Origin of the sequence: Deinococcus radiotolerans (assembly GCF_014647435.1) — a bacterium.
GTDB classification, from domain to species: domain Bacteria; phylum Deinococcota; class Deinococci; order Deinococcales; family Deinococcaceae; genus Deinococcus; species Deinococcus radiotolerans.
Window position 1 is genome coordinate 16,043 of sequence record NZ_BMPE01000005.1, and the last position, 18,877, is coordinate 34,919.

An 18,877-nucleotide genomic window follows, 5' to 3' on the forward strand; every position below is an offset into this window, starting at 1 on the left:
TGGTTGATGGAAGGGACACCCCCTCTATCAACCATCAACTGTCAACCATCACCTCGTCTTACCGCCGACCGTAACCGCTCCCGCTGGGATTCGTTTCCGGCGTGCTGGTCGTGCGGGCGTCCCCGCTGCCATTGCCGCGGCCGAAGTCGTTGCGGCCTGAGGCGTACCCGCCCTGGGCGGGCGTGACGGTCGCGCCGAAGCCCTGCACGGGCGCCTGGCCGTACCCGGCGGGCATGCCGGCCGCGCCGCCCGCCGTGCTGATGTTGGGGTCGTTCGCCAGGCGGGCGAATTCCTTGCTGTCCACGGCGCGCTCCACGCCGGTGTCGAAGGAGATCACGCGGCGGCGGTACAGGTTCGCCAGGAAGGCGTCCATGGTGATCATGCCCTCGCGCGCGCCGGTCTGCATGACGGACGTGATCTGGTACGTCTTGCCCTCGCGGATCAGGGCGCGCACGGCCGGGTTGGCGATCAGCAGTTCGTACGCCAGGATGCGGCCCTGCCCGTCCAGGCGCGGCAGCAGCTGCTGCGTCATGACGGCCACGAGGTTGTTCGCGAGCTGCACGCGGATCTGCTCCTGCTGCTCTTCGGGGAACACGTCCACGATACGGTCGATGGATTCCGGGGCGCTGTTCGTGTGCAGGGTGCCCATGACCAGGTGGCCGGTTTCGGCGGCGGTCACGGCGGCCTTGATGGTTTCGTAGTCGCGCATTTCGCCCACGAGGATCACGTCGGGCGCCTGGCGCAGCACGGCGCGCAGCGCGTCGTTGAAGCTCATGGTGTCCGCGCCGACCTCGCGCTGGTTGATGATCGACTGCTTGTGCGTGTGCATGAACTCGATGGGGTCCTCGATGGTCATGATGTGCAGCCGCTTGGTGGTGTTGATGTGGTCGATCATCGCGGCCAGCGTCGTGGATTTGCCCGACCCGGTCGGGCCGGTCACGAGCACCAGGCCGCGCGGGGCGTTGGCGATCTCGATGACGCTGGCAGGCAGCCCCATGTCGGCGGCGCTCTTGATCTTCGTGGGAATCAGGCGCAGCACGCCGCCCACGTTGCCGCGCTGCATGAACGCGTTCACGCGGAAGCGGGCCTTCTCGCCCAGCGCGAACGAGAAGTCCAGCTCGCGGCGTTCCTCGAAGGTCCGCTGCTGCTTCTCGTTCATCATGGAGTACATCAGTTTCCGCGTGTCCGTCGCGGAGAGCTCCGCGAAGCCCTGCGAGTCGTACGTGCCCTGCAGCTTGAACTGCGGGGACAGGCCGACGGTGATGATCACGTCGGACGCGCCCTTATCGGCGGCGAAACGCAGGATGTCGGTGATGTCGGCGGCGGGCTGGGTCATAGGGATCACCTCGCGGGTGGGGAGGGGCGGGGAGCTGGGGTGGGGGGTTACTTGCTGGTGACGGCCAGCACCTCTTCCAGGGTCGTGACGCCCTGGAGGGCCTTCTCGATGCCGTCCTGCCGCAGGGTTTTCATGCCGCTCTGGGTCATGGCGACCTCGGTGATCTCGGTGGCGTTCTTCCCGGAGCCGATGGCGACGCGCAGCGGCTCGTCAATGACCATCAGTTCGTGGATGCCCATGCGGCCCTTGTAGCCGGTGCCGCCGCAGCGGTTGCAGCCTGCGCCGCGCATCAGCTGCGCGCCCCGCAGGTCCCGCTCGGTGATGCCCAGGCGGCGCAGCACGTCCGGATCGGCGTTCGTGGGTGCCTTGCAGTCCGTGCAGACCTTGCGCACCAGGCGCTGCGCGACCACGCCCACCACGGCGGCGCCGATGTTGAAGTGCTCGACGCCCATCTCCTCGAGGCGCACGATGGCGCCCGGGGCGTCGTTGGTGTGCAGCGTGGCCAGCACCAGGTGTCCGGTCAGGGCGGCTTCCACGGCGATCTTCGCAGTTTCGGTGTCGCGGATCTCGCCCACGAAGATGATGTCCGGGTCCTGACGGAGGAAGGCGCGCAGCGCGCGGGCGAAGGTCATGCCCGCCGCGTTGTTCACCTGCGACTGGATGATGCCCGGAATCTCGTACTCGACCGGGTCCTCGATGGTGGTGGTGTTCTTCTCCGGCACCGCGATGCGCTTGAGGGTCGAGAACGACGTGAACGACTTGCCCGACCCCGTGGGCCCGGTCACCAGGAAGATCCCGTTGGGCTTGTGGATGGTGTCCAGGTACCGCTGGTAGTTGTGCTCACTGAAGCCCAGCTGCTCCACTTCCGGGATGTTGCTGGCCTTCTGCAGCAGACGCATCACGGCCTTCTCGCCGTACACGGTGGGCAGCGTGGACAGTCGCAGGTCCAGGTCGATGCTGCCCTTCTTGAAGCGCACGCGGCCGTCCTGCGGCACGCGCCGCTCGCTGATGTCCAGGTGCCCCATGATCTTGATGCGCGCCAGGATGCTCTGCGAACTGCCCTTGGGCAGCTCGTTCTGCTCGCGCAGGATGCCGTCCACGCGGTAGCGGACCTTCAGGGCCGATTCGGTCGGCTCGATGTGAATATCACTGGCCTCCTGCAGGGCCGCCTCGCGGATGATGTTGTCCACGACGCGCACCACGGCGTTGTCGTCCAGTCCGGCGCTCAGGTCCTCGGCGTCCTGGCGTCTGTTGGCCGTTTCGCGGTCCTTGCTTTCCTTGGCGAGCTGCTGGTTCAGGTTCGCCATGTCCTGACTGCCGAAGTACCGCTCGATCAGGCGGGTGATGTCCTTTTCCGCCATGACAGCCGGGATAATCTCGCGGCCCGTGATGAGCTTCAGGTCGTCCAGCGCGAACACGTTGCGCGGGTCCTTCATGGCCACGACCAGCGACTCGCCCTGGAGCCGCACCGGCACCACGCCGTAGCGGCGGGCGGTGGATTCGGGGATCATCAGCGCGACCTTGCTGTCCGGCGGGTTCTGAACGGGATCCAGGAATTCGTAGCCCAGCTGCGCGGCCAGCGAGCGGGCCAGCATCTCCGGGCTGAGCTTCCCGGACTGCACCAGCGTGTCCTCCAGGCGCCCGCCGCCCGAGTTCTGCTTCTGCAGGGCGTTGTCGATCTCGTCGGCGGCCGCGAAGCCCAGTTCGACGATCACCTCGCCCAGCGGTTTGACGCGGCCCTCGCGGGCCTGCACCTGAAGGGCCTCGCGCAGCTGCTCGCGCGACAGGGTGCCCTGCTGCACCATCTGCTCGCCCAGGCGACCACGCTGCGGGTAAAAGCGCTCGATCAGCGTCTCGATGTCACGCGGTTTGGCCAGCACCAGCTGCACCGGGCGGCCCACCAGCGCCTCGATGTCGTCCTGCTTGCGCGGGTCGCTGGCGACCACGGTCACGCCGTGATCGGTCTCGTCGACCGGCACGGCCGAGAGGCGCAGCGCGTCGGCGCGCAGCATGCTGCCCAGCACGTCCTCGCTGGGCTGGAAGTCCCGCGGGTTGCGCAGGAACACCCCGCCGGTCTGCTCGGCCAGCACCTCGTACAGCTGGTCCTCCCCGATGATGCGCTGCGCGACCAGCGTCGCGCCCAGCGGCTCGCCGGTCTGCTGCTGCGCGTCGAGCGCCACCTGCAGCTGCGCGTCGGTGATCAGGCCGCGCGCAATCAGGCGCTGGCCCAGCATGCCGCCCGCCGGGCCGCCCTCCGCCTCGGCGGGCAGGTCCGCCGTGAGGTTCAGTTCCGGGTAGAACGTGGCGATCGCCCAGAGAATCTGATCGCGCAGCGCCTGGTACACCTCGATGTTCAGGCCGCTGTCGTCCTCCAGCGCCTCGATGGCCATGCTCGACAGGGGGTCCACGATGGCCACGCGCAGCGTCTGGCCGTCCAGCGCGAACGGAAACGCGTGGTGTTGCAGCGCCGTCTGGGCGCGCACGGCCTGCAGGGCGCTGGGTTCGGGATTCACGACCAGCAGGTTCACGAGGGGAATGCCCAGCGCTTCCTCGATGGCGCGCGCGATGCGTTTCTCGCCGACCAGGCCGGAGTCGATCAGGATCTCCGCGAGCCGCCCGCCCACCTCGGCGTGGCGGACCAGTGCTTTTTGCAGGTCCATGTCGTTCACGTAGCCCTGTTCGAGCAGAATGGCGCCCAGGCGCCGGTCACCAATGGAAAGAGCCATGCGTTCAGTCTCCTTTCGTGAGGGAAATGGGGAGGCCAGGGGTCAGGCGGGCGAGGTCAGGCATCAGTACTGCCAGTCGTGGCCGTAGCGTTTCAGCACGGCGCGTTCCAGTCGCCGGGCGACGCGCGTGTGAGGAAGGGCGTTGGTGGCCAGTGGGCGCACCAGGATCGTGTGCATGCCGCTTAAGTTACCGCCCAGCACGTCCGTGAACAGCTGATCCCCCACCATCCCCACCTGCGCGGGCGGCAGGTTCAGGGCCCGGACGGCCTTGCGGAACGCCCGGGGGTTGGGTTTCCCGGCCAGTCCGACGCCCTGGAATTCCAGTTTGTCCAGCCAGAACGAGGCGCGCTGCCCGGTGGCGTTGCTCAGCAGGTACAGGCCCACCCCGGTGAGTTTCAGGTCGCGGACCCACGCCAGGGTCTGGGCGACCCCCGCCTCGTCGTAGCTGCCGTACGGCACCAGGGTGTTGTCCAGGTCCAGCAGCAGGCCCCTGAGGTTCCGGTCGGCCAGGAATTCCGGCGTGATGTGCGTGACGTGGTCGATCACGTCGGCCGGGCGCAGCAGGCTGCGGGAGGCGGCGGGGCGGCTCACGCGGCCCTGCCGATCACGGCCCACATGCGCCCGGTGACGCCCGCGTCGCGCCGGAAGGAGTAGAAGTCACCCTCCGTGGAGCAGCGGCCGCTGACCCACACCTGCGCGTCCGGGACGCCCGCTTCCAGCAGCACGGCGCGGTTCGCCCCGGCGAGGTCGAGGTGCGGTCCGTCCCCGCGGGCCTGCACGAACTCGCCCAGGCCCGCCCCGCGGAAGGCGTCCGCGACGGCCCCGCCCACCGGGTACGCGGCGGCGCAGATGCCCGGGCCGACTGCCGCCCGAATCCGCTCCGGGTGCGCGCCCAGCGCGGTCATGGCGTCCACCGTACGCTGCGCGACGCGGCCCAGCGTGCCCTTCCACCCGGCGTGCGCGGCGCCCAGCACGCCCGCTTCCGGGTCTTCCAGCAGCAGGGGGTAGCAGTCGGCCGTGCCGATGGCCAGCAGCACCCCGGCGCGGTCAGTGACCAGCGCGTCCCCGGTCCAGTGCCCACCCGAGGTGACGGTCACGACGTCCGTGCCGTGCACCTGGGTCAGGCGGGCCACCTGCGCGGGCGTGAAGCCCAGCGCGCCGGTCAGCCGCGCGCGGTTTTCCTGCACGGCCTGCGCGTCATCCTCCCGGTCGTCGAGGTTCAGTCCCGCGTACGGCCCGCCGGACACGCCGCCCAGCCGCGTGGTGAACGCGTGCGGCGCGCTCAGGTGCGGCGCGTGAAGCAACATCAGCCCAGTATCGCGTGTCATCTCTCACCGGATTCTGACGCTTTTCACTGCTGCGGCGCTGTGAAGGTCCCCATGCCCGCACGTTTTTTGCACCCGCATCAGCGCCGGGCGGCGCGGGATTGCTAGAGTCCCCCGCATGACGGTGCAGATTGACCTGAGTGACAAGACCGCCCTGGTGATGGGCGTCGCGAACGCCCGCAGCCTCGGCTGGGCCATCGCCGAGCAGCTCCTCTCGGCGGGCTGCCGCGTGGGCTTCTCCTACCAGGGCGAGCGCCTCAGGAGCGAACTCGACAAGCTCCTGATCGGTAAAGAGGGCGTGTGGGCCCAGCAGGCCGACGCGACCAGCGAGGAGGACCTGAGCGCCCTGTTCGCCCGCGTCAAGGAAGAGTTCGGGCACCTGGACTACCTGATCCACTCCATCGCGTTCGCGCCGCGCACCGCCATGGACGGCCGCTTCCTGGATACGACCGAGGCCGACTGGAACACCGCCCTGAACGTCAGCGCGTACACGCTGGTGTCCACCGCCCGCCACGCCGAGCCGCTGCTGCGCCCCGGTGCGAGCATCGTGAGCCTCACGTACCACGCGTCTCAGAAGGTCGTGCCCAAGTACAACGTCATGGGCGTCGCCAAGGCCGCGCTGGAAGCCACGACCCGCTACCTCGCCAGCGAGATGGGTGCGGCGGGCGTGCGCGTGAACACCATCAGCGCCGGACCCATGCGCACCATCGCCGCGCGCAGCATCCCCGGCTTCGGCACGATGTTCGAGAAGGCCGCCGAGGCCGCCCCGCTGGGCCGCAACGCCACCCCCGAGGAGGTCGGCAAGCTGGCCCTGTTCCTCCTGAGTGACCTGGGCAGCGGCGTGACCGGACAGACCGTGTACGTGGACGCGGGCTCCAGCATCATGGCCATGAAGATCGAACAGCCGAGCTGAGCGGCGCTGTATTCGGGGTCGGCCTTCCAGTGTGGAGGTCGGCCCTCAGTCCGTTCAGGTGCCCTGTTCGCGCTGGCGGTACGTTTCGCCCCAGGCGAGCATGGCGCGCACGATGGGTTCCAGCGTCTGCCCCAGCGGGGTCAGCGAGTACTCCACTTTCGGCGGGACCTGCGGGTAGACCTCCCGGTGCACGAGGCCGTCGGCTTCGAGTTCGCGCAGTTGCAGGGTCAGCATGCGCTGCGTGACGCCCGGCATGCGCCGCTGGAGGTCCGAGAAGCGGCGCGGCCCGCCGAGCAGGTGGTACACCGCCACGGCCTTCCACTTCCCACCGATCACGGACACGGTGGTCGTGACCGCGCAGGTGGGGGGCGCCTCGGTGGGGGAGGGGTGTGGCGCGGGCGCGGTCATGCGGTCAGGATAGGCCTTCACGGTTCCTGAAATGTGCGTACCTACCTTTGCTGTACGTACTTGGAAAGTCGTGGGTACCCTGGCACACTGGGGGCACCGCAGGGGGGAGCCGCCCGCCTGCCCCAACCTCCCAGTTCAGACCGGCGGGCGCCCTGACAGGCCCGCCGCAGGAGTCCCCATGTCCCTGACCGAACCCCTGTCCCTTCCCGGAACCATGACCGTGATCGAACTCGCGCAGCCCGGCGGGCCCGAGGTGCTGCGCCCCGCGACCCGCCCCGTCCCCACGCCCGGGCTGGGCGAGGTGCTCGTGCGCGTGCGGGCCGTGAGCATCAACCCGGTGGACACCAAGGTGCGCCGGAACGGCCCGCTGCCCACGCTGCCGGCCGTGCTGGGCTGGGACGTGTCCGGCGAGGTGGTGGCCGTGGGGCCCTTCGTGAACGAGTTCGCCGTGGGCGACGAGGTGTTCGGCATGCTGGCCTTCCCCGAGCAGCCCGGCGCGTACGCCGAATACGTCCTGGCCCGCGCCGGAGACATCACCATCAAGCCCGCCGAGCTGAGCCACACGGACGCCGCCGCCATGACCCTGGCCGCCCTGACCGCCGAGCAGGCGCTGGAGAAGATGGACCTGCGGGCCGGGCAGCGGATCCTGATTCACGCCGGGGCCGGAGGGGTCGGGCACTACGCGGTGCAGCTGGCCCGCGCGCGCGGCGCGCACGTGATCGCCACCGCGTCCGCGCCCAATATGGACTTCGTGCGGGCCCTGGGCGCCGACGAGGTCATCGACTACCGCGCCCACCCCTTCGAGGAGCAGGTGCAGGGCCTGGACGCCGTGCTGGACACCGTCGGCGGCGACACCGCCACGCGCTCGCTGGAGGTGCTGCGGCCCGGCGGGTGGCTGGTGTGCATCGCCGCGCAGCCCGACGCCGCGCGGGCGCAGGCGCTGGGCGTGCACGCCGCGCGCATCCTGGTGTACCCGTCGCGCGCGGGGCTGAACACCCTGGTAAAGCTGGTGGAGGCCGGGGCGCTGCGCTCGCACGTGAGCCGCACCTTCCCGCTGGCGCAGGTCGCGGACGCGCACCGCGCGCAGGAAACCGGGCGCACGGTCGGCAAACTGGTCCTGACCGTCCCCTGAGCCTGGGGGCGTGCCGGACGGGGCAGACCGTCAGCGGTCATGCCGTCCTGGCGGGCGCGGGGCCGCTATTCTGGGCGGCATGACCCTTTCCGCGCACGCCCTGCTGCTGCTGAACGCGCAGCGTCACGATCTGGACGACCGGCCCGACGAGCGGTCGGTGGCGCGCGACTGGTCGCACCACGTGGCCGAGGCCCGCGCGCAGGGCTGGGTGGTGGCGTTCGTGCAGTGGGACGCCCCGCACGGCGCCGGGTGGGACACCTTCTCGAAGGACTGGACACTGCACCCGGACTTCCGCGCCGAGCAGGGCGACGTGCTGGTGCGCGCCGAACTGCCCGACGCGTTCGCGGGCAGTGAACTGGCCGCGCAACTGCACGCCCGCGCCGTGCAGAGCCTGCACCTGCTGGCCCTGAGCGGCACGCCCGCGCTGGACGCCACGCTGGCCTCCGCCGGCGAGCAGGGCTTCCGGATCGAGTCGCTGGAGGTGCCCGCATGAACCTGGACTACACCCTGGACGTCCTCGTGCGTCTGCTGGGCACGCCCAGTCCCACGGGCTTCACGGAGGCGGCGGTGGCGCTGCTGGAACAGGAGCTGACGGCGCTGGGGGTGGCGCCACAGCGCACCCGCAAGGGCGCCCTGACCTGGGAGGTCGCGGGGACCGGCGACGGCCACGTGACGTTCAGCGGGCACGTGGACACCCTGGGCGCGATGGTCAAGGGCGTCAAGGACAGCGGGCGGCTGCGGCTGTGGCCGCTGGGCGGCTACGACTGGGCGACCGTGGAGGGCGAGGATGTCCTCGTGCACACCCAGGCGGGCCGCACCCTGACCGGGACGGTCGTGAACGTCCGCCAGAGCACCCACGTGCACGGCGCGGCCCTGCGGGACCTGAAACGTGAGGCGGCCGTCATGGAGGTCCGTCTGGACGAGACGGTCTTCAGCGCCGGGGACGTGCGCGCGCTGGGCGTGCAGGAGGGCGACTTCGTGAGCTTCGACGCGCGCCCCCGCGTGACCGCGAGCGGGTACGTGAAGGCCCGGCACCTCGACAACAAGGCGGCGGTGGCGGTGTTCCTGGCGGTCACCCGTGACCTGCTCGCGGCCCCCGCGCCTGTCACGGCGTCCTTCCACGTCACCACCTACGAGGAGGTCGGGCACGGCGCGGCCACCGGTATTCCCGCCCACACCGACGCGCTGATCGCGGTGGACATGGCCGCGGTCGGCGAGGGGCAGACGAGCAGCGAGCACTGCGTCTCGCTGTGCGTCGCGGATGGCGGCGGGCCGTACGATCACGCGCTGGGCAATCGCCTGCGCGCCGCCGCCCGCACGGCCGACCTGGACCTGCGGGTGGACATCTACCCCTTCTACGCGTCGGACGGCACCGCCGCGTGGCGCGCGGGCGGGGACTACCCGGTCGCGCTGATCGGGCCGGGCGTGGACGCCAGTCACGCCTATGAGCGCACGCACACGGACGCCCTGCGCGCCACGGGCGAACTGATCCTGGCCTACCTGCGCGTGTAGAGACGAGGGAGGCGCCGCGGCGTGCCCGCTGTGCCCGGGCCGGGTCAGTGGGCGGGCGCCTGATCGGGCGTGGGGGCCGGGTCGGGCTCGTTCACCTGATCCAGGGTGTCGCGGGTCAGGCTGCCTTCGGGGAGCGGGAGGCCGTTTTCACGCAGCAGGTACGCGGTGACGTCCAGGACCTCCTGGGCGCTCAGGGTGCCGCGGCGGTCATAGGGCATGGTGTCGCGGATCAGGTCGTGCAGCGCGCGCGGCGGCAGCTTGCGGTACAGCGCGCGGAAGTCGTCGCCGCTCAGTTCGGGGGCGCTGACGCCTTCCAGACGGTCGCCGTGGCACATGGCGCAGGCCAGGACGTACGTGGTCTCGCCGCGCTGGAGCTGTTCCGCCAGGGCTGGGCTGGGGATGGGGGCCGTGGGGGTCACGGCCAGGGCGCTGAGGGACGCGAGCAGCGGCAGGAGGAGCAGGGCGGGGCGCACCGGGGCACTCTAGCGGGGCGTGCGGGCCCGGCGGATGAACCGGGTTCAGCCGTGCGGTAGGGGCGCTGAAGATGTATACAATCCCGCCTCGTCCCTGTAAGCTGGACGGGTGCTCTCTCTTCAGAAGGCGGCGAACATCCTGGGCGCATTCAGCGCCGAACAGCCCGAATGGGGGGTCCGCGCGCTCGCCGCGCACCTCAGCGTGCCCCGCGCCACCGCCCACGCCTACTTGGCCGGGCTGACCGAGGCCGGATTCCTGCGCCGCACGCCCGCCGGCAAGTACCGCCTGTCCTGGCACATCGCCGAGATGGGCGCCCAGCTCACCTCCTCCCTGCCGTGGTTCCAGGAGGCGCGCGCCCTGATCACCCGCCTCGCGCTGGAAGTCCGCGCTGTGGCCTTCCTGTGCATCCTGGAAGGCGACGAGGTCGTGGCTGCCATCCGCGAACGCCACCCCGACGCGGACATCGACCTGCCGCTGGACATCTACCTGCCCGCCACCGCCACCGCCAGCGGCAAGATCCTCTACGCCCACGCCGACATGACCCCCCGCACCTTCGCCGCGTGCACGCCCAGCTCCATCACCAGCATGGACGAGTGGCGCACCGAGGTCGCCAAGGTCAAACGCCTCGGGTACGCGTACTCCATCGAGGAATGGGTCCCCGGCCAGTGCACCCTGGGCGTGCCCTACCACGCGCTGCACACCGCGCACGGCGACACCGACACCGTCGTGGCCGCCATCGGCGTGCAGATGAGCGCCCAGCGCTACCTGCGCGAGGAACGCCACATCCGCGAGCGCGTCGTGCAGATCGTCCGCGAAGCCGAAGCCCTGCTGTAACCCGGTCCTGCTCCAACGCGCCGCCCAGCCGCACAGGCCGGGCGGCGCGCCCGCTGTTCACTCCTCAGTCAGTTCGCCCGTGCGGGGCACCAGCGTCCAGTCCGTCACAGCCCAGCCCTGCGCGCCGCGCGCGAGGTTCACGATCATCGTGAAGCGCTCCCCGTTCACGTACTCGCTGTCCGTCTTCGCGTCCGTGAAGCCCACCGTGGTCGTCATGACCGCCTGCGCCCGCGTGGGCGTGTCCGTCAGCAGCCGCACAGAACTGAACGTGAAATTCCCCAGCCGCTCCAGCGCGAACGCCTCCGGGCCCTTCCAGCCCGCCAGCCACGGCTGCGCGCGGCTCACGGCCGCCTGCACGCGCCGCTTCACCTCAGCCTGCTGCTCGGGCGTGCGCTTCACGTCCCGGAACTGCGCCGCCACGTGCCCCGCCACGCCACTCAGGTCCCCCAGCAGGCGCGCCGTGACGCCCAGCGCGTCGTCCTTCAGTTCCGTCATGCCGCCCGCCGACACGCGCACCGGCAGGTAGCGGACGCTGCCGCTGCGCGCGTCCCGCAGCAGCGCGTCGTCCCGGCCCGACGCGCGGCGCACCGTCACCTGGGGCCACACCGGCACGACCGGCTCCCCATACCCGTCACGGGTCACCGGCACCGACAGCAGGACGGGCCCCGCCACCACCCCTGACCCCTGCGCGCGGTACAGGCGCAGCGTCGCCGCGTCGGTGCCGATCACCTGCGCCAGGTACGCCCGCGTGCCCGGCGTGAGGAACGCCCCGCCGATCCCACTGCGCCCCGCGTCCGCGTTCACCCCGGCCCGCGTGGGCCAGTCCCACATCCCGAAATCCGACAGGTCCTGCCCCACGTCTGGGCCGTAGTTCGCCAGCCACGACCGGTACGGCTGCGGCTGCCCCTGCGCCCACGCGTCCGCCGCGGCCGCGCCCTGCGTGAGCACCCGCGTGGCGTACGCCACCAGCACGCCCCCACTGAACACGTCGCCGCTGTTCATGCGTGCGGCGAAGGTCTGCATGAACCCCGGAAAGGCCCGCGTGTTCTCCACGAACCGCGCCCCGCCCGGCGTGGGCAGCAACGAGTACACCACCGGCAGCGGCGCACTCTCCGCGAAACTCATGCCGTACCCGTACGCGAAGCGCCAGTCCGACCCGACCAGTTCCAGCGGCCCCCGCCCGTCCAGCTGCCGCGCCTCCAGCGTGTCACTGTGCGCGCTGAACGCCGTCAGGAGCTTGCGGGGTGGCGAGGTCAGCGAGTACAGGTGATGCGTGAAGCAGCAGTGCGCGCCGCCCGAGAAGCCCGCCAGCAGCACCTCCGGCACGCCGTCCCCCGTCACGTCCCGGCACCAGTCCACACTGACCATCGTGTCCTCGACGGTCGCGTACGTCACGCCCCCCCGCGACAGGGTCACGCGGTCCGGCGGGTCGTCGAAGCCGTTCTCGACGGTCTTCACGGTGTACGCCCCGCAAGTGCTCAGGGTCGTCTTGGTGGTCTGGGTGGCCTGCGCGCGGGCAGAGACACACAGGAGCAGGGCGGGCAGGGACAGGAGCAGCAGGGCGCGGTTCATGGAAACCTCCGGGCAGTGGGATACCGGGCTTCATCTTCCCCGGTCTGGACGTGTGAAACCACCCCGGCTTCCACGCCCGGGCGGCGGGGTGTACACTCGCCGCACAGTCACCAGGGGTGCCGACCGTCAACAGCGTCGGCTGAGAGAACACCGTGTTCAACCCTAGGAACCTGATCTGGTTCACACCAGCGGAGGGAGCGTGACGGGTGCCGAAACGTTTGTCGTGTTTCGCTCCCCTCCGACGCGTGAGGGGGGCGTTTTGTTGTTGCGAATCCACTGACCTGACCGACCTGATCTGCCCTGACGGGCTGCCCGGCTGACGGCAGCCCCCATATCCGGACGCCCGCATGGGTGCCCGGCGGCCCCGTCCTGTTCCCGTTTTCTTTGGAGTGTTCATGACCACCCTGACCGAAGCCCTGACGATTCTCGACCCGGAGCTGACCGCGCCGTTCCCGAACAGCGAGAAGGTGTACCTGACCGGCACGCTGCACGCGGGCGTGCGGGTGCCCGCGCGGTGCATCCGGCAGTCGCCGACCCTGGAACGCGTGGGTGACCTGACCCGCACCGTCCCGAACCCGGTGGTCCTCGTGCCGGACACGAGCGGGCCGTACACGGACGCCCGCCTGAGCGTGGACCTGCGCGCCGGGCTGGGGCACGCGCGCCCCTGGCTGGCCGGGGACGCCCGGCTGGCACTGGCGCAGGAGCGGCACCACCCGGCGCTGGATGTCAGTGGCCCGCTGCCGTTCCCGCGTGTGCCCCGCCCGCGCCGCGCCCGCCCCGGCGCGGGGATCACGCAGTTTCAGGCGGCGCGGCGCGGCGAGATCACCCCGGAGATGGAATTCGTCGCCCTGCGTGAGGCGCTGCGGCAGGAGGCGGACTTCGACCTGACCCACCAGCACCCCGGGCAGGCCTTAGGGGCGGCCATCCCGCGCGAGATCACGCCGGAATTCGTGCGGTCGGAGGTCGCGCGGGGCCGCGCCGTGATCCCTGCGAACATCAACCACCCGGAACTCGAACCCACCGTGATTGGGCGGAACTTCCGCGTGAAGATCAACGCGAACCTCGGCACCAGCATCGTCACCAGCTCCATCGAGGAGGAGGTCGGGAAGATGATCTGGGCGACCCGCTGGGGCGCGGACACAGTCATGGACCTCTCCACGGGTCGGCACATCCACCCCACCCGCGAGTGGATCGTGCGGAACAGCGCCGTGCCGGTCGGCACCGTGCCGATCTATCAGGCGCTGGAGAAGGTCGGCGGCGTCGCCGAGGACCTCACCTGGGACGTGTACCGCGACACGCTCATCGAGCAGGCTGAGCAGGGCGTGGACTACATGACCGTCCACGCCGGCGTGCGGCTGGCGCACCTGCCGCTGACCGCGCGGCGACGCACCGGGATCGTGTCGCGCGGCGGGAGCATCCTCGCGAAGTGGTGCCTCGCGCATCACCGCGAGAACTTCCTCTATACCCACTTTGCGGACATCTGCGAGATCCTCGCCGCGTACGACATCACCTTCAGCCTCGGGGACGGCCTGCGCCCCGGCAGCATCGAGGACGCCAACGACGCCGCGCAGTTCGCGGAGCTGGATACGCTGGGCGAACTCACGCGCGTCGCGTGGGACCACGGCGTGCAGACCATGATCGAGGGTCCCGGGCACGTCCCCATGCAGCTCATCCGCGAGAACATGACCCGGCAGCTCGACGTGTGCCAGGAGGCACCGTTCTACACGCTGGGGCCACTCACGACCGACATCGCGCCCGGCTACGACCACATCACGTCCGCGATCGGCGCGGCGCAGATCGCGTGGTACGGCACCGCCATGCTGTGTTACGTCACGCCGAAAGAGCACCTGGGCCTCCCGGACCGGCAGGACGTACGTGACGGCGTGATCGCGTACCGCATCGCCGCGCACGCCGCCGACCTCGCCAAGGGCCACCCCGGCGCGCAGGCCCGCGACAACGCCCTCAGCAGGGCCCGCTTCGAGTTCCGCTGGGAGGACCAGTTCAACCTGTCCCTGGACCCCCTGAAGGCCCGCGCGCTGCACGACGAGACGCTGCCCGCCGACGCGGCGAAGACCGCGCACTTCTGCTCCATGTGCGGCCCGCACTTCTGCTCCATGAAACTCAGCCACGACCTGCGCGCCCCCGACGTGCTGGCCGGACTGGAGGAGAAGGTCCGTGAGTTCCGCGCGCTGGGCGGCGAGGTATACGTGCCCCGGCCCGAACAGGCTGGCGAGGAGCAGGGATGAAGCTCGGCCACCTGTATCTCGTCGCCACGCCCCGCGCCGGGCAGCCGGAACCCGAGTTCCTGGCGCGGGTGGGGGCCGCGCTGGACGGTGGGGTGGACACGCTGCAACTGCGCTGCAAGGACTGGGAGGCGGGAGCGTACATCGCGCTGGGCGAGCGGGTGGCGGCGCTGGCTCGCGCGCGCGGCGTGCCCTTCTTCATCAACGACCGCGTGGACGTCGCCGCCGCGTGCGGTGCGGACGGCGTGCACCTGGGGCAGGGGGACCTGCCGCCCGCCTGGGCACGCAGGCTCGCGCCGGGGTTGCCCCTGGGCTTGAGCACGCATGTGCCCGCGCAGGCGCACGCCGCGCTGGCCGAGGTACCCGCCTACATCGCCGCCGGGCCGGTGCACGCCACGCCCACAAAACCGGGCCGCGCGCCCGCCGGACTGGCTTACGTGCGCACCGTGGCCGCGCTGAACCCACCGCTGCCCTGGTACGCCATCGGCGGCATCGACGCCTCGAACGTCCACGAGGTGCTGGTCGCCGGGGCGACCCGCGTGGCGGTCGTGCGCGCCGTACTGGACGCCCGCGACCCCGCCCAGGCCGCGTCTGACCTGCGGGCGGCGCTGCGGGGGGTGCCCGCGTGACCCGCCCCGCCACCCTGACCGTGAACGGCGAGGCGCGGCCCCTCACGCCCGGCCTGACCCTGCACGCCCTGCTGCGCGAATTGAACGTGAACCCCTCGCGCGTGGCGGTGGGCGTGAACGACGACGTGTACCCCGGCGCCCGCGCGCCGCACCGCACCCTGGAGGCTGGAGATGTCATCGAGATCGTCCGCATCATCGGGGGGGGCTGAGATGGCCCCTGATGCATTCACCCTCGGCGGCAGGACCTTCACCTCGCGCCTGATGACGGGCACGGGCAAGTTCACGGATTTCGGCGTGATGCGCGAGGCGCTCGCCGCGAGCGGATCGCAGATCGTGACCGTCGCCATCCGCCGAGTGGAACTGAGGGCGCCGGGGCACGACGGGCTGCTCGACGCGCTCGACTGGGACGCGCTGCAACTCCTGCCGAATACTGCCGGGTGCCGCACCGCCGAGGAGGCGCTGCGCGTGGCGCGGCTGGCGCGCGTGGCGACCGGCGTGAACTGGATCAAGCTGGAGGTCATCCCCGACGCCCGCTATCTCCTGCCCGACCCGGTGGGCACGCTGCGCGCCGCCGAAGGGTTGGCGGCCGACGGGTTCACGGTGCTGCCGTACGTGCAGGCGGACGCGGTCCTGGCCCGCGCGCTGGAGGAGGCCGGGTGCGCCGCCGTGATGCCCCTGGCGAGCCCCATCGGCTCCGGGCGCGGTCTGCGCAGCCCCGAGCTGCTGCGCACCGTGCTGGACGGCGCGCGCGTGCCCATAGTCGTGGACGCGGGCCTGGGTGTCCCGAGCGACGCGACGCAGGCGCTGGAACTCGGCGCGGACGCCGTGCTGGTGAACACCGCGATTGCCGAGGCGCGCGACCCCGTCGGCATGGCCCACGCCTTCGCGCTGGGCGTGCAGGCGGGCCGCGCGGCCTTCCTGGCCGGGCGCATGCCTGAACGCGCGCACGCCAGCCCCAGCAGTCCCACGGGCGGGGTGGTGCGCCTGCCCGACCCGGAAGTGCCCGTGTGAAGCGGCAGAAATCCCTTCAGGGGGGAGGCCGCGAGGGGGTGCCGTCATGACCCGCACGCGGGAGGTCATCGTGGTGGGCGGCGGCCTGATCGGGTCGCTGGTAGCGTTCACGCTGCGCCGGGCGGGCGCGGACGTACTCGTGCTGGACGCGGACCGGCCGGGCGCGGCGTGGCGGGCGGCGGCGGGCCTGCTCACCCCGGACGGCGAGCGGCTGCGGGGCACGCCCCTGCACGCGGACGCGCTGGAGGGACTGCGGCGCTGGCCCGCGCTGGCGGCGGCACTTGAACGCTCGGGCGTGCCCGTTTACCTGCGGTCCGGCGTGACCCGGATGCAGCCGGGCGGGGGGGTGGTCTGCACGCCGGGGGAGGGGAGCCTGCACCCGCCCTCGGTGGTCCGCGCCGCCCGGCAGGGGCTGGAGGTGGTGGCCGCGCAGGTCCAGGGCCTCGTGCCGTCGGGTGGCGGGGTGCGGGTGCGGACGGACGCGGGCGACTGGTTCGCCGGGCAGGTGATCCTCGCGGCGGGCGCGTGGAGCGGCGCGTTCGGCGTGGATGTGGGGGCGCAGCAGGGGCAGGCGCTGCTGCTGCGCGGCGCGGAGGATGTGGGCGCGTGGTACGGCCCGCCCGCGCGGGGGTTCTCCCGGTACGCGCTGTCCCGCCCGGACGGCCTGTACGTTGGCGCGACCAGCCGCGACACCTGGGCCACCACGCCCGACGCCCACGCGACCCGCTGGCTGCGTGGCGCCGCCCGGACGCTCGTGCCCGGCGCAGACGGGGCGGAGGTCGCCGCGCACCTCGTGGGCCTGCGCCCGGTCACGCCGGACGGGCGGCCGCTGGTCGGCCCGCACCCCACCCTGCCGGGGGTGCTCGTCGCGGCGGGGCACGGGCGGCACGGGTCGCTCCTCGCCCCGGTCACGGCGGCGCGCGTGCTGGCGCTGGCGGGGCAGGGCGTGAGCGCATGACGGTGCCCGTCGCACTGACCATCGCGGGCTCGGATTCCGGCGGCGGGGCGGGCATCCAGGCGGACCTGAAGACCTTCGAGGCGCACGGCGTGTACGGCACGAGCGTCCTGACGCTGATCACCGCGCAGAACACGCGGGGCGTGCAGGCGACGCACCCCCTGCCGCCAGAGCTGGTCGCGGCGCAGCTGCGTGCCGTGCTGGACGATTTCCCGGTCGCGGCGGTAAAGACGGGCGCGCTGGGGAACGCGGGGCTGGTGCGCGCGGTCGCAGACGTCCTGCGGGGCCGCCATCTGCCACTGATCGTCGATCCGGTCATGCTCGCCAAGAGCGGGGACGCCCTGCTGGACGCCCGCGCCCTGCACGCCCTGCGGGACGAGCTGCTGCCCCTGGCGACACTGGTCACCCCGAACGTGCCCGAATGGGCGGCCCTGCGCGCGGCGGGCGTGCCGGACACCACGCCGCTGCTCCTGAAGGGCGGGCACGCGCCCGGCGAGACCGTCATCGACGAGCTGCGCGCCCACGGGCACCACCTCACGCTGAGCGCAGCGCGGCAGCACACCCGGCACACGCACGGCACCGGCTGCACGCTGTCGGCGGCGATCACCGCGAACCTCGCGCGCGGTCTGGTCCTGCCGGACGCGGTGCAGGCCGCGCACGTCTACCTTCAGGCCGCGATCCGCGCCGCGCCGGGGCTGGGCGGGGGGCACGGGCCGCTGGGGCACCGGGCGGCCGGGCTGACCCTGCAACCCAGACCACACCCGACCTAACGCTCGTTAGGTACACTGGGGGCAAGTCCCCATCCGGAGGTTGTCCCCATGACCCACCCCACCCCCGCCCAGACCGGTATCGCACCCGGCGAAACTGCCGAGCAGCACGCCCACTTCGAGGCCCGCATCGCCCGCGGCGAGAAGATCGAGGCCGGCGACTGGATGCCCGCCGAGTACCGCCGCCAGCTCATCCGCATGATCAGCCAGCACGCCCACAGCGAAGTCGTCGGCATGCTCCCCGAAGGCGAGTGGATCACCCGCGCGCCCAGCCTCAAGCGCAAGACCATCCTCATGGCCAAGGTCCAGGACGAGGCCGGGCACGGCCAGTACCTCTACCACGCCGCCGAAACGCTCGGCGCCACCCGCGAGGACATGCTCCAGGCCCTCCTGAGCGGCAAGGCCAAATACAGCAGCATCTTCAACTACCCCACCCACACCTGGGCGGACGTCGGCATGATCGGCTGGCTCGTGGACGGCGCCGCCATCAAGAACCAGACCATGCTCGCCGGCTGCTCCTACGGCCCGTACAGCCGCGCCATGGTCCGCATCTGCTCGGAAGAAACCTTCCACCACAAGCAGGGCAAGGAAATGATCGTCGCCTACGCCCAGGGCACCCCCGAGCAGCGCGCCATGGCGCAGGACGCCCTGAACCGCTGGTGGTGGCCCGCCATGATGATGCTCGGCCCGCACGACGCCGACAGTCCCAACAGCGGCGTCCTGAGCAAATGGGGCATCAAGCTCAAGAGCAACGACGAGGTCCGCCAGGAATTCATCAACGAGCACGTCCCCGAACTGCTCGAAGCGGGCCTCACCATCCCCGACCCGGACCTCCACCAAGACGAGCAGGGCAACTGGCGCCACGGCCCCATCCACTGGGATGAGTTCTGGGCCGTCATCCGCGGCGAGCAGGGCCTCAACAGGGAACGCCTCGGTGCCCGACAGGCCGCCCACGACGACGGCGCCTGGGTGCGCGACGCCCTCCAGGCCTACACCGACCGCCAGCGCGCGGTCGCCGCTGACTGAAGGCCATGCCCCTC

19 protein-coding genes and 1 riboswitch are annotated in these 18,877 nt (G+C 71.5%); of the genes, 12 read left to right on the forward strand and 7 right to left on the reverse strand.

Features of this window, described 5'->3' with window-relative positions; genetic code table 11:
- Window positions 1–58: 58 nt before the first annotated feature.
- From IEY63_RS10730 to pgeF, 4 genes are all read right to left on the reverse strand, one after another.
- The gene (locus IEY63_RS10730) at window positions 59–1,336 is read right to left on the reverse strand and encodes a type IV pilus twitching motility protein PilT (protein ID WP_189069019.1); all 1,278 of its coding nucleotides are present in this window, start codon (window positions 1,334–1,336) and stop codon (window positions 59–61) included.
- Window positions 1,337–1,383: 47 nt separating this feature from the next.
- A complete protein-coding gene (locus IEY63_RS10735) occupies window positions 1,384–4,062 on the reverse strand; it encodes a type II/IV secretion system protein (protein ID WP_189069020.1) in 2,679 nt (892 codons plus the stop codon).
- Window positions 4,063–4,125: 63 nt separating this feature from the next.
- Window positions 4,126–4,653, reverse strand: coding sequence for a YqeG family HAD IIIA-type phosphatase (locus IEY63_RS10740; RefSeq protein ID WP_189069021.1), 528 nt, complete (start codon window positions 4,651–4,653; stop codon window positions 4,126–4,128).
- Window positions 4,650–5,369: a peptidoglycan editing factor PgeF gene (gene pgeF, locus IEY63_RS10745; protein ID WP_229784653.1), complete on the reverse strand. Its 720-nt coding sequence runs from the start codon at window positions 5,367–5,369 to the stop codon at window positions 4,650–4,652. The genes IEY63_RS10740 and pgeF overlap by 4 nt, the downstream gene beginning before the upstream one ends.
- 136 nt (window positions 5,370–5,505) lie before the next feature.
- Here pgeF and IEY63_RS10750 point away from each other — a divergent pair, with 136 nt between their 5' ends.
- Entirely contained in the window at window positions 5,506–6,300 is a 795-nt protein-coding gene (locus IEY63_RS10750; protein ID WP_189069023.1) for an enoyl-ACP reductase FabI, read from the forward strand.
- Window positions 6,301–6,354: 54 nt separating this feature from the next.
- Here IEY63_RS10750 and IEY63_RS10755 read toward each other — a convergent pair whose 3' ends face one another.
- Window positions 6,355–6,708, reverse strand: a complete 354-nt coding sequence (locus IEY63_RS10755; RefSeq protein ID WP_189069024.1) for a winged helix-turn-helix transcriptional regulator — start codon at window positions 6,706–6,708, stop codon at window positions 6,355–6,357.
- Window positions 6,709–6,886: 178 nt separating this feature from the next.
- Here IEY63_RS10755 and IEY63_RS10760 point away from each other — a divergent pair, with 178 nt between their 5' ends.
- From IEY63_RS10760 to IEY63_RS10770, 3 genes are all read left to right on the forward strand, one after another.
- The gene (locus IEY63_RS10760; RefSeq protein WP_189069025.1) at window positions 6,887–7,840 is read left to right on the forward strand and encodes an NADP-dependent oxidoreductase; all 954 of its coding nucleotides are present in this window, start codon (window positions 6,887–6,889) and stop codon (window positions 7,838–7,840) included.
- Between the two features lie 79 nt (window positions 7,841–7,919).
- Complete coding sequence (locus IEY63_RS10765) at window positions 7,920–8,333, forward strand: isochorismatase family protein (RefSeq protein ID WP_189069026.1); 414 nt, start codon at window positions 7,920–7,922, stop codon at window positions 8,331–8,333.
- Window positions 8,330–9,352: a M42 family metallopeptidase gene (locus IEY63_RS10770; protein ID WP_189069027.1), complete on the forward strand. Its 1,023-nt coding sequence runs from the start codon at window positions 8,330–8,332 to the stop codon at window positions 9,350–9,352. The genes IEY63_RS10765 and IEY63_RS10770 overlap by 4 nt, the downstream gene beginning before the upstream one ends.
- A gap of 44 nt (window positions 9,353–9,396) precedes the next feature.
- Here IEY63_RS10770 and IEY63_RS10775 read toward each other — a convergent pair whose 3' ends face one another.
- A complete protein-coding gene (locus IEY63_RS10775) occupies window positions 9,397–9,825 on the reverse strand; it encodes a c-type cytochrome (protein WP_189069028.1) in 429 nt (142 codons plus the stop codon).
- A gap of 109 nt (window positions 9,826–9,934) precedes the next feature.
- Here IEY63_RS10775 and IEY63_RS10780 point away from each other — a divergent pair, with 109 nt between their 5' ends.
- Entirely contained in the window at window positions 9,935–10,660 is a 726-nt protein-coding gene (locus IEY63_RS10780; RefSeq protein WP_189069029.1) for an IclR family transcriptional regulator, read from the forward strand.
- 57 nt (window positions 10,661–10,717) lie between these two features.
- Here IEY63_RS10780 and IEY63_RS10785 read toward each other — a convergent pair whose 3' ends face one another.
- Entirely contained in the window at window positions 10,718–12,232 is a 1,515-nt protein-coding gene (locus IEY63_RS10785; protein WP_189069030.1) for a hypothetical protein, read from the reverse strand.
- Window positions 12,233–12,334: 102 nt separating this feature from the next.
- Window positions 12,335–12,447: riboswitch (TPP riboswitch) on the forward strand.
- A gap of 180 nt (window positions 12,448–12,627) precedes the next feature.
- On the opposite strand from IEY63_RS10785, the gene thiC reads away from it, so the two are divergent.
- The 7 genes from thiC to paaA are packed head-to-tail and all read left to right on the forward strand — an operon-like array spanning window position 12,628 to window position 18,863.
- Window positions 12,628–14,478: a phosphomethylpyrimidine synthase ThiC gene (gene thiC / locus IEY63_RS10790; RefSeq protein ID WP_189069031.1), complete on the forward strand. Its 1,851-nt coding sequence runs from the start codon at window positions 12,628–12,630 to the stop codon at window positions 14,476–14,478.
- A complete protein-coding gene (thiE, locus tag IEY63_RS10795) occupies window positions 14,475–15,104 on the forward strand; it encodes a thiamine phosphate synthase (RefSeq protein ID WP_189069032.1) in 630 nt (209 codons plus the stop codon). The genes thiC and thiE overlap by 4 nt, the downstream gene beginning before the upstream one ends.
- Entirely contained in the window at window positions 15,101–15,313 is a 213-nt protein-coding gene (thiS, locus tag IEY63_RS10800; protein ID WP_229784654.1) for a sulfur carrier protein ThiS, read from the forward strand. The genes thiE and thiS overlap by 4 nt, the downstream gene beginning before the upstream one ends.
- 1 nt (window position 15,314) lies before the next feature.
- Window positions 15,315–16,115 carry a thiazole synthase gene (locus IEY63_RS10805; protein ID WP_189069033.1) on the forward strand — a complete coding sequence of 267 codons (801 nt, stop codon included), beginning with the start codon at window positions 15,315–15,317 and terminating at the stop codon, window positions 16,113–16,115.
- A gap of 46 nt (window positions 16,116–16,161) precedes the next feature.
- Window positions 16,162–17,073 (forward strand): NAD(P)/FAD-dependent oxidoreductase, encoded by a 912-nt coding sequence (locus tag IEY63_RS10810; RefSeq protein WP_189069034.1) that lies wholly within the window; start codon window positions 16,162–16,164, stop codon window positions 17,071–17,073.
- The gene (thiD, locus tag IEY63_RS10815) at window positions 17,070–17,840 is read left to right on the forward strand and encodes a bifunctional hydroxymethylpyrimidine kinase/phosphomethylpyrimidine kinase (RefSeq protein WP_189069035.1); all 771 of its coding nucleotides are present in this window, start codon (window positions 17,070–17,072) and stop codon (window positions 17,838–17,840) included. The genes IEY63_RS10810 and thiD overlap by 4 nt, the downstream gene beginning before the upstream one ends.
- 48 nt (window positions 17,841–17,888) lie before the next feature.
- Window positions 17,889–18,863, forward strand: coding sequence for a 1,2-phenylacetyl-CoA epoxidase subunit PaaA (paaA, locus tag IEY63_RS10820; protein ID WP_189069036.1), 975 nt, complete (start codon window positions 17,889–17,891; stop codon window positions 18,861–18,863).
- Window positions 18,864–18,877 lie beyond the last annotated feature (14 nt).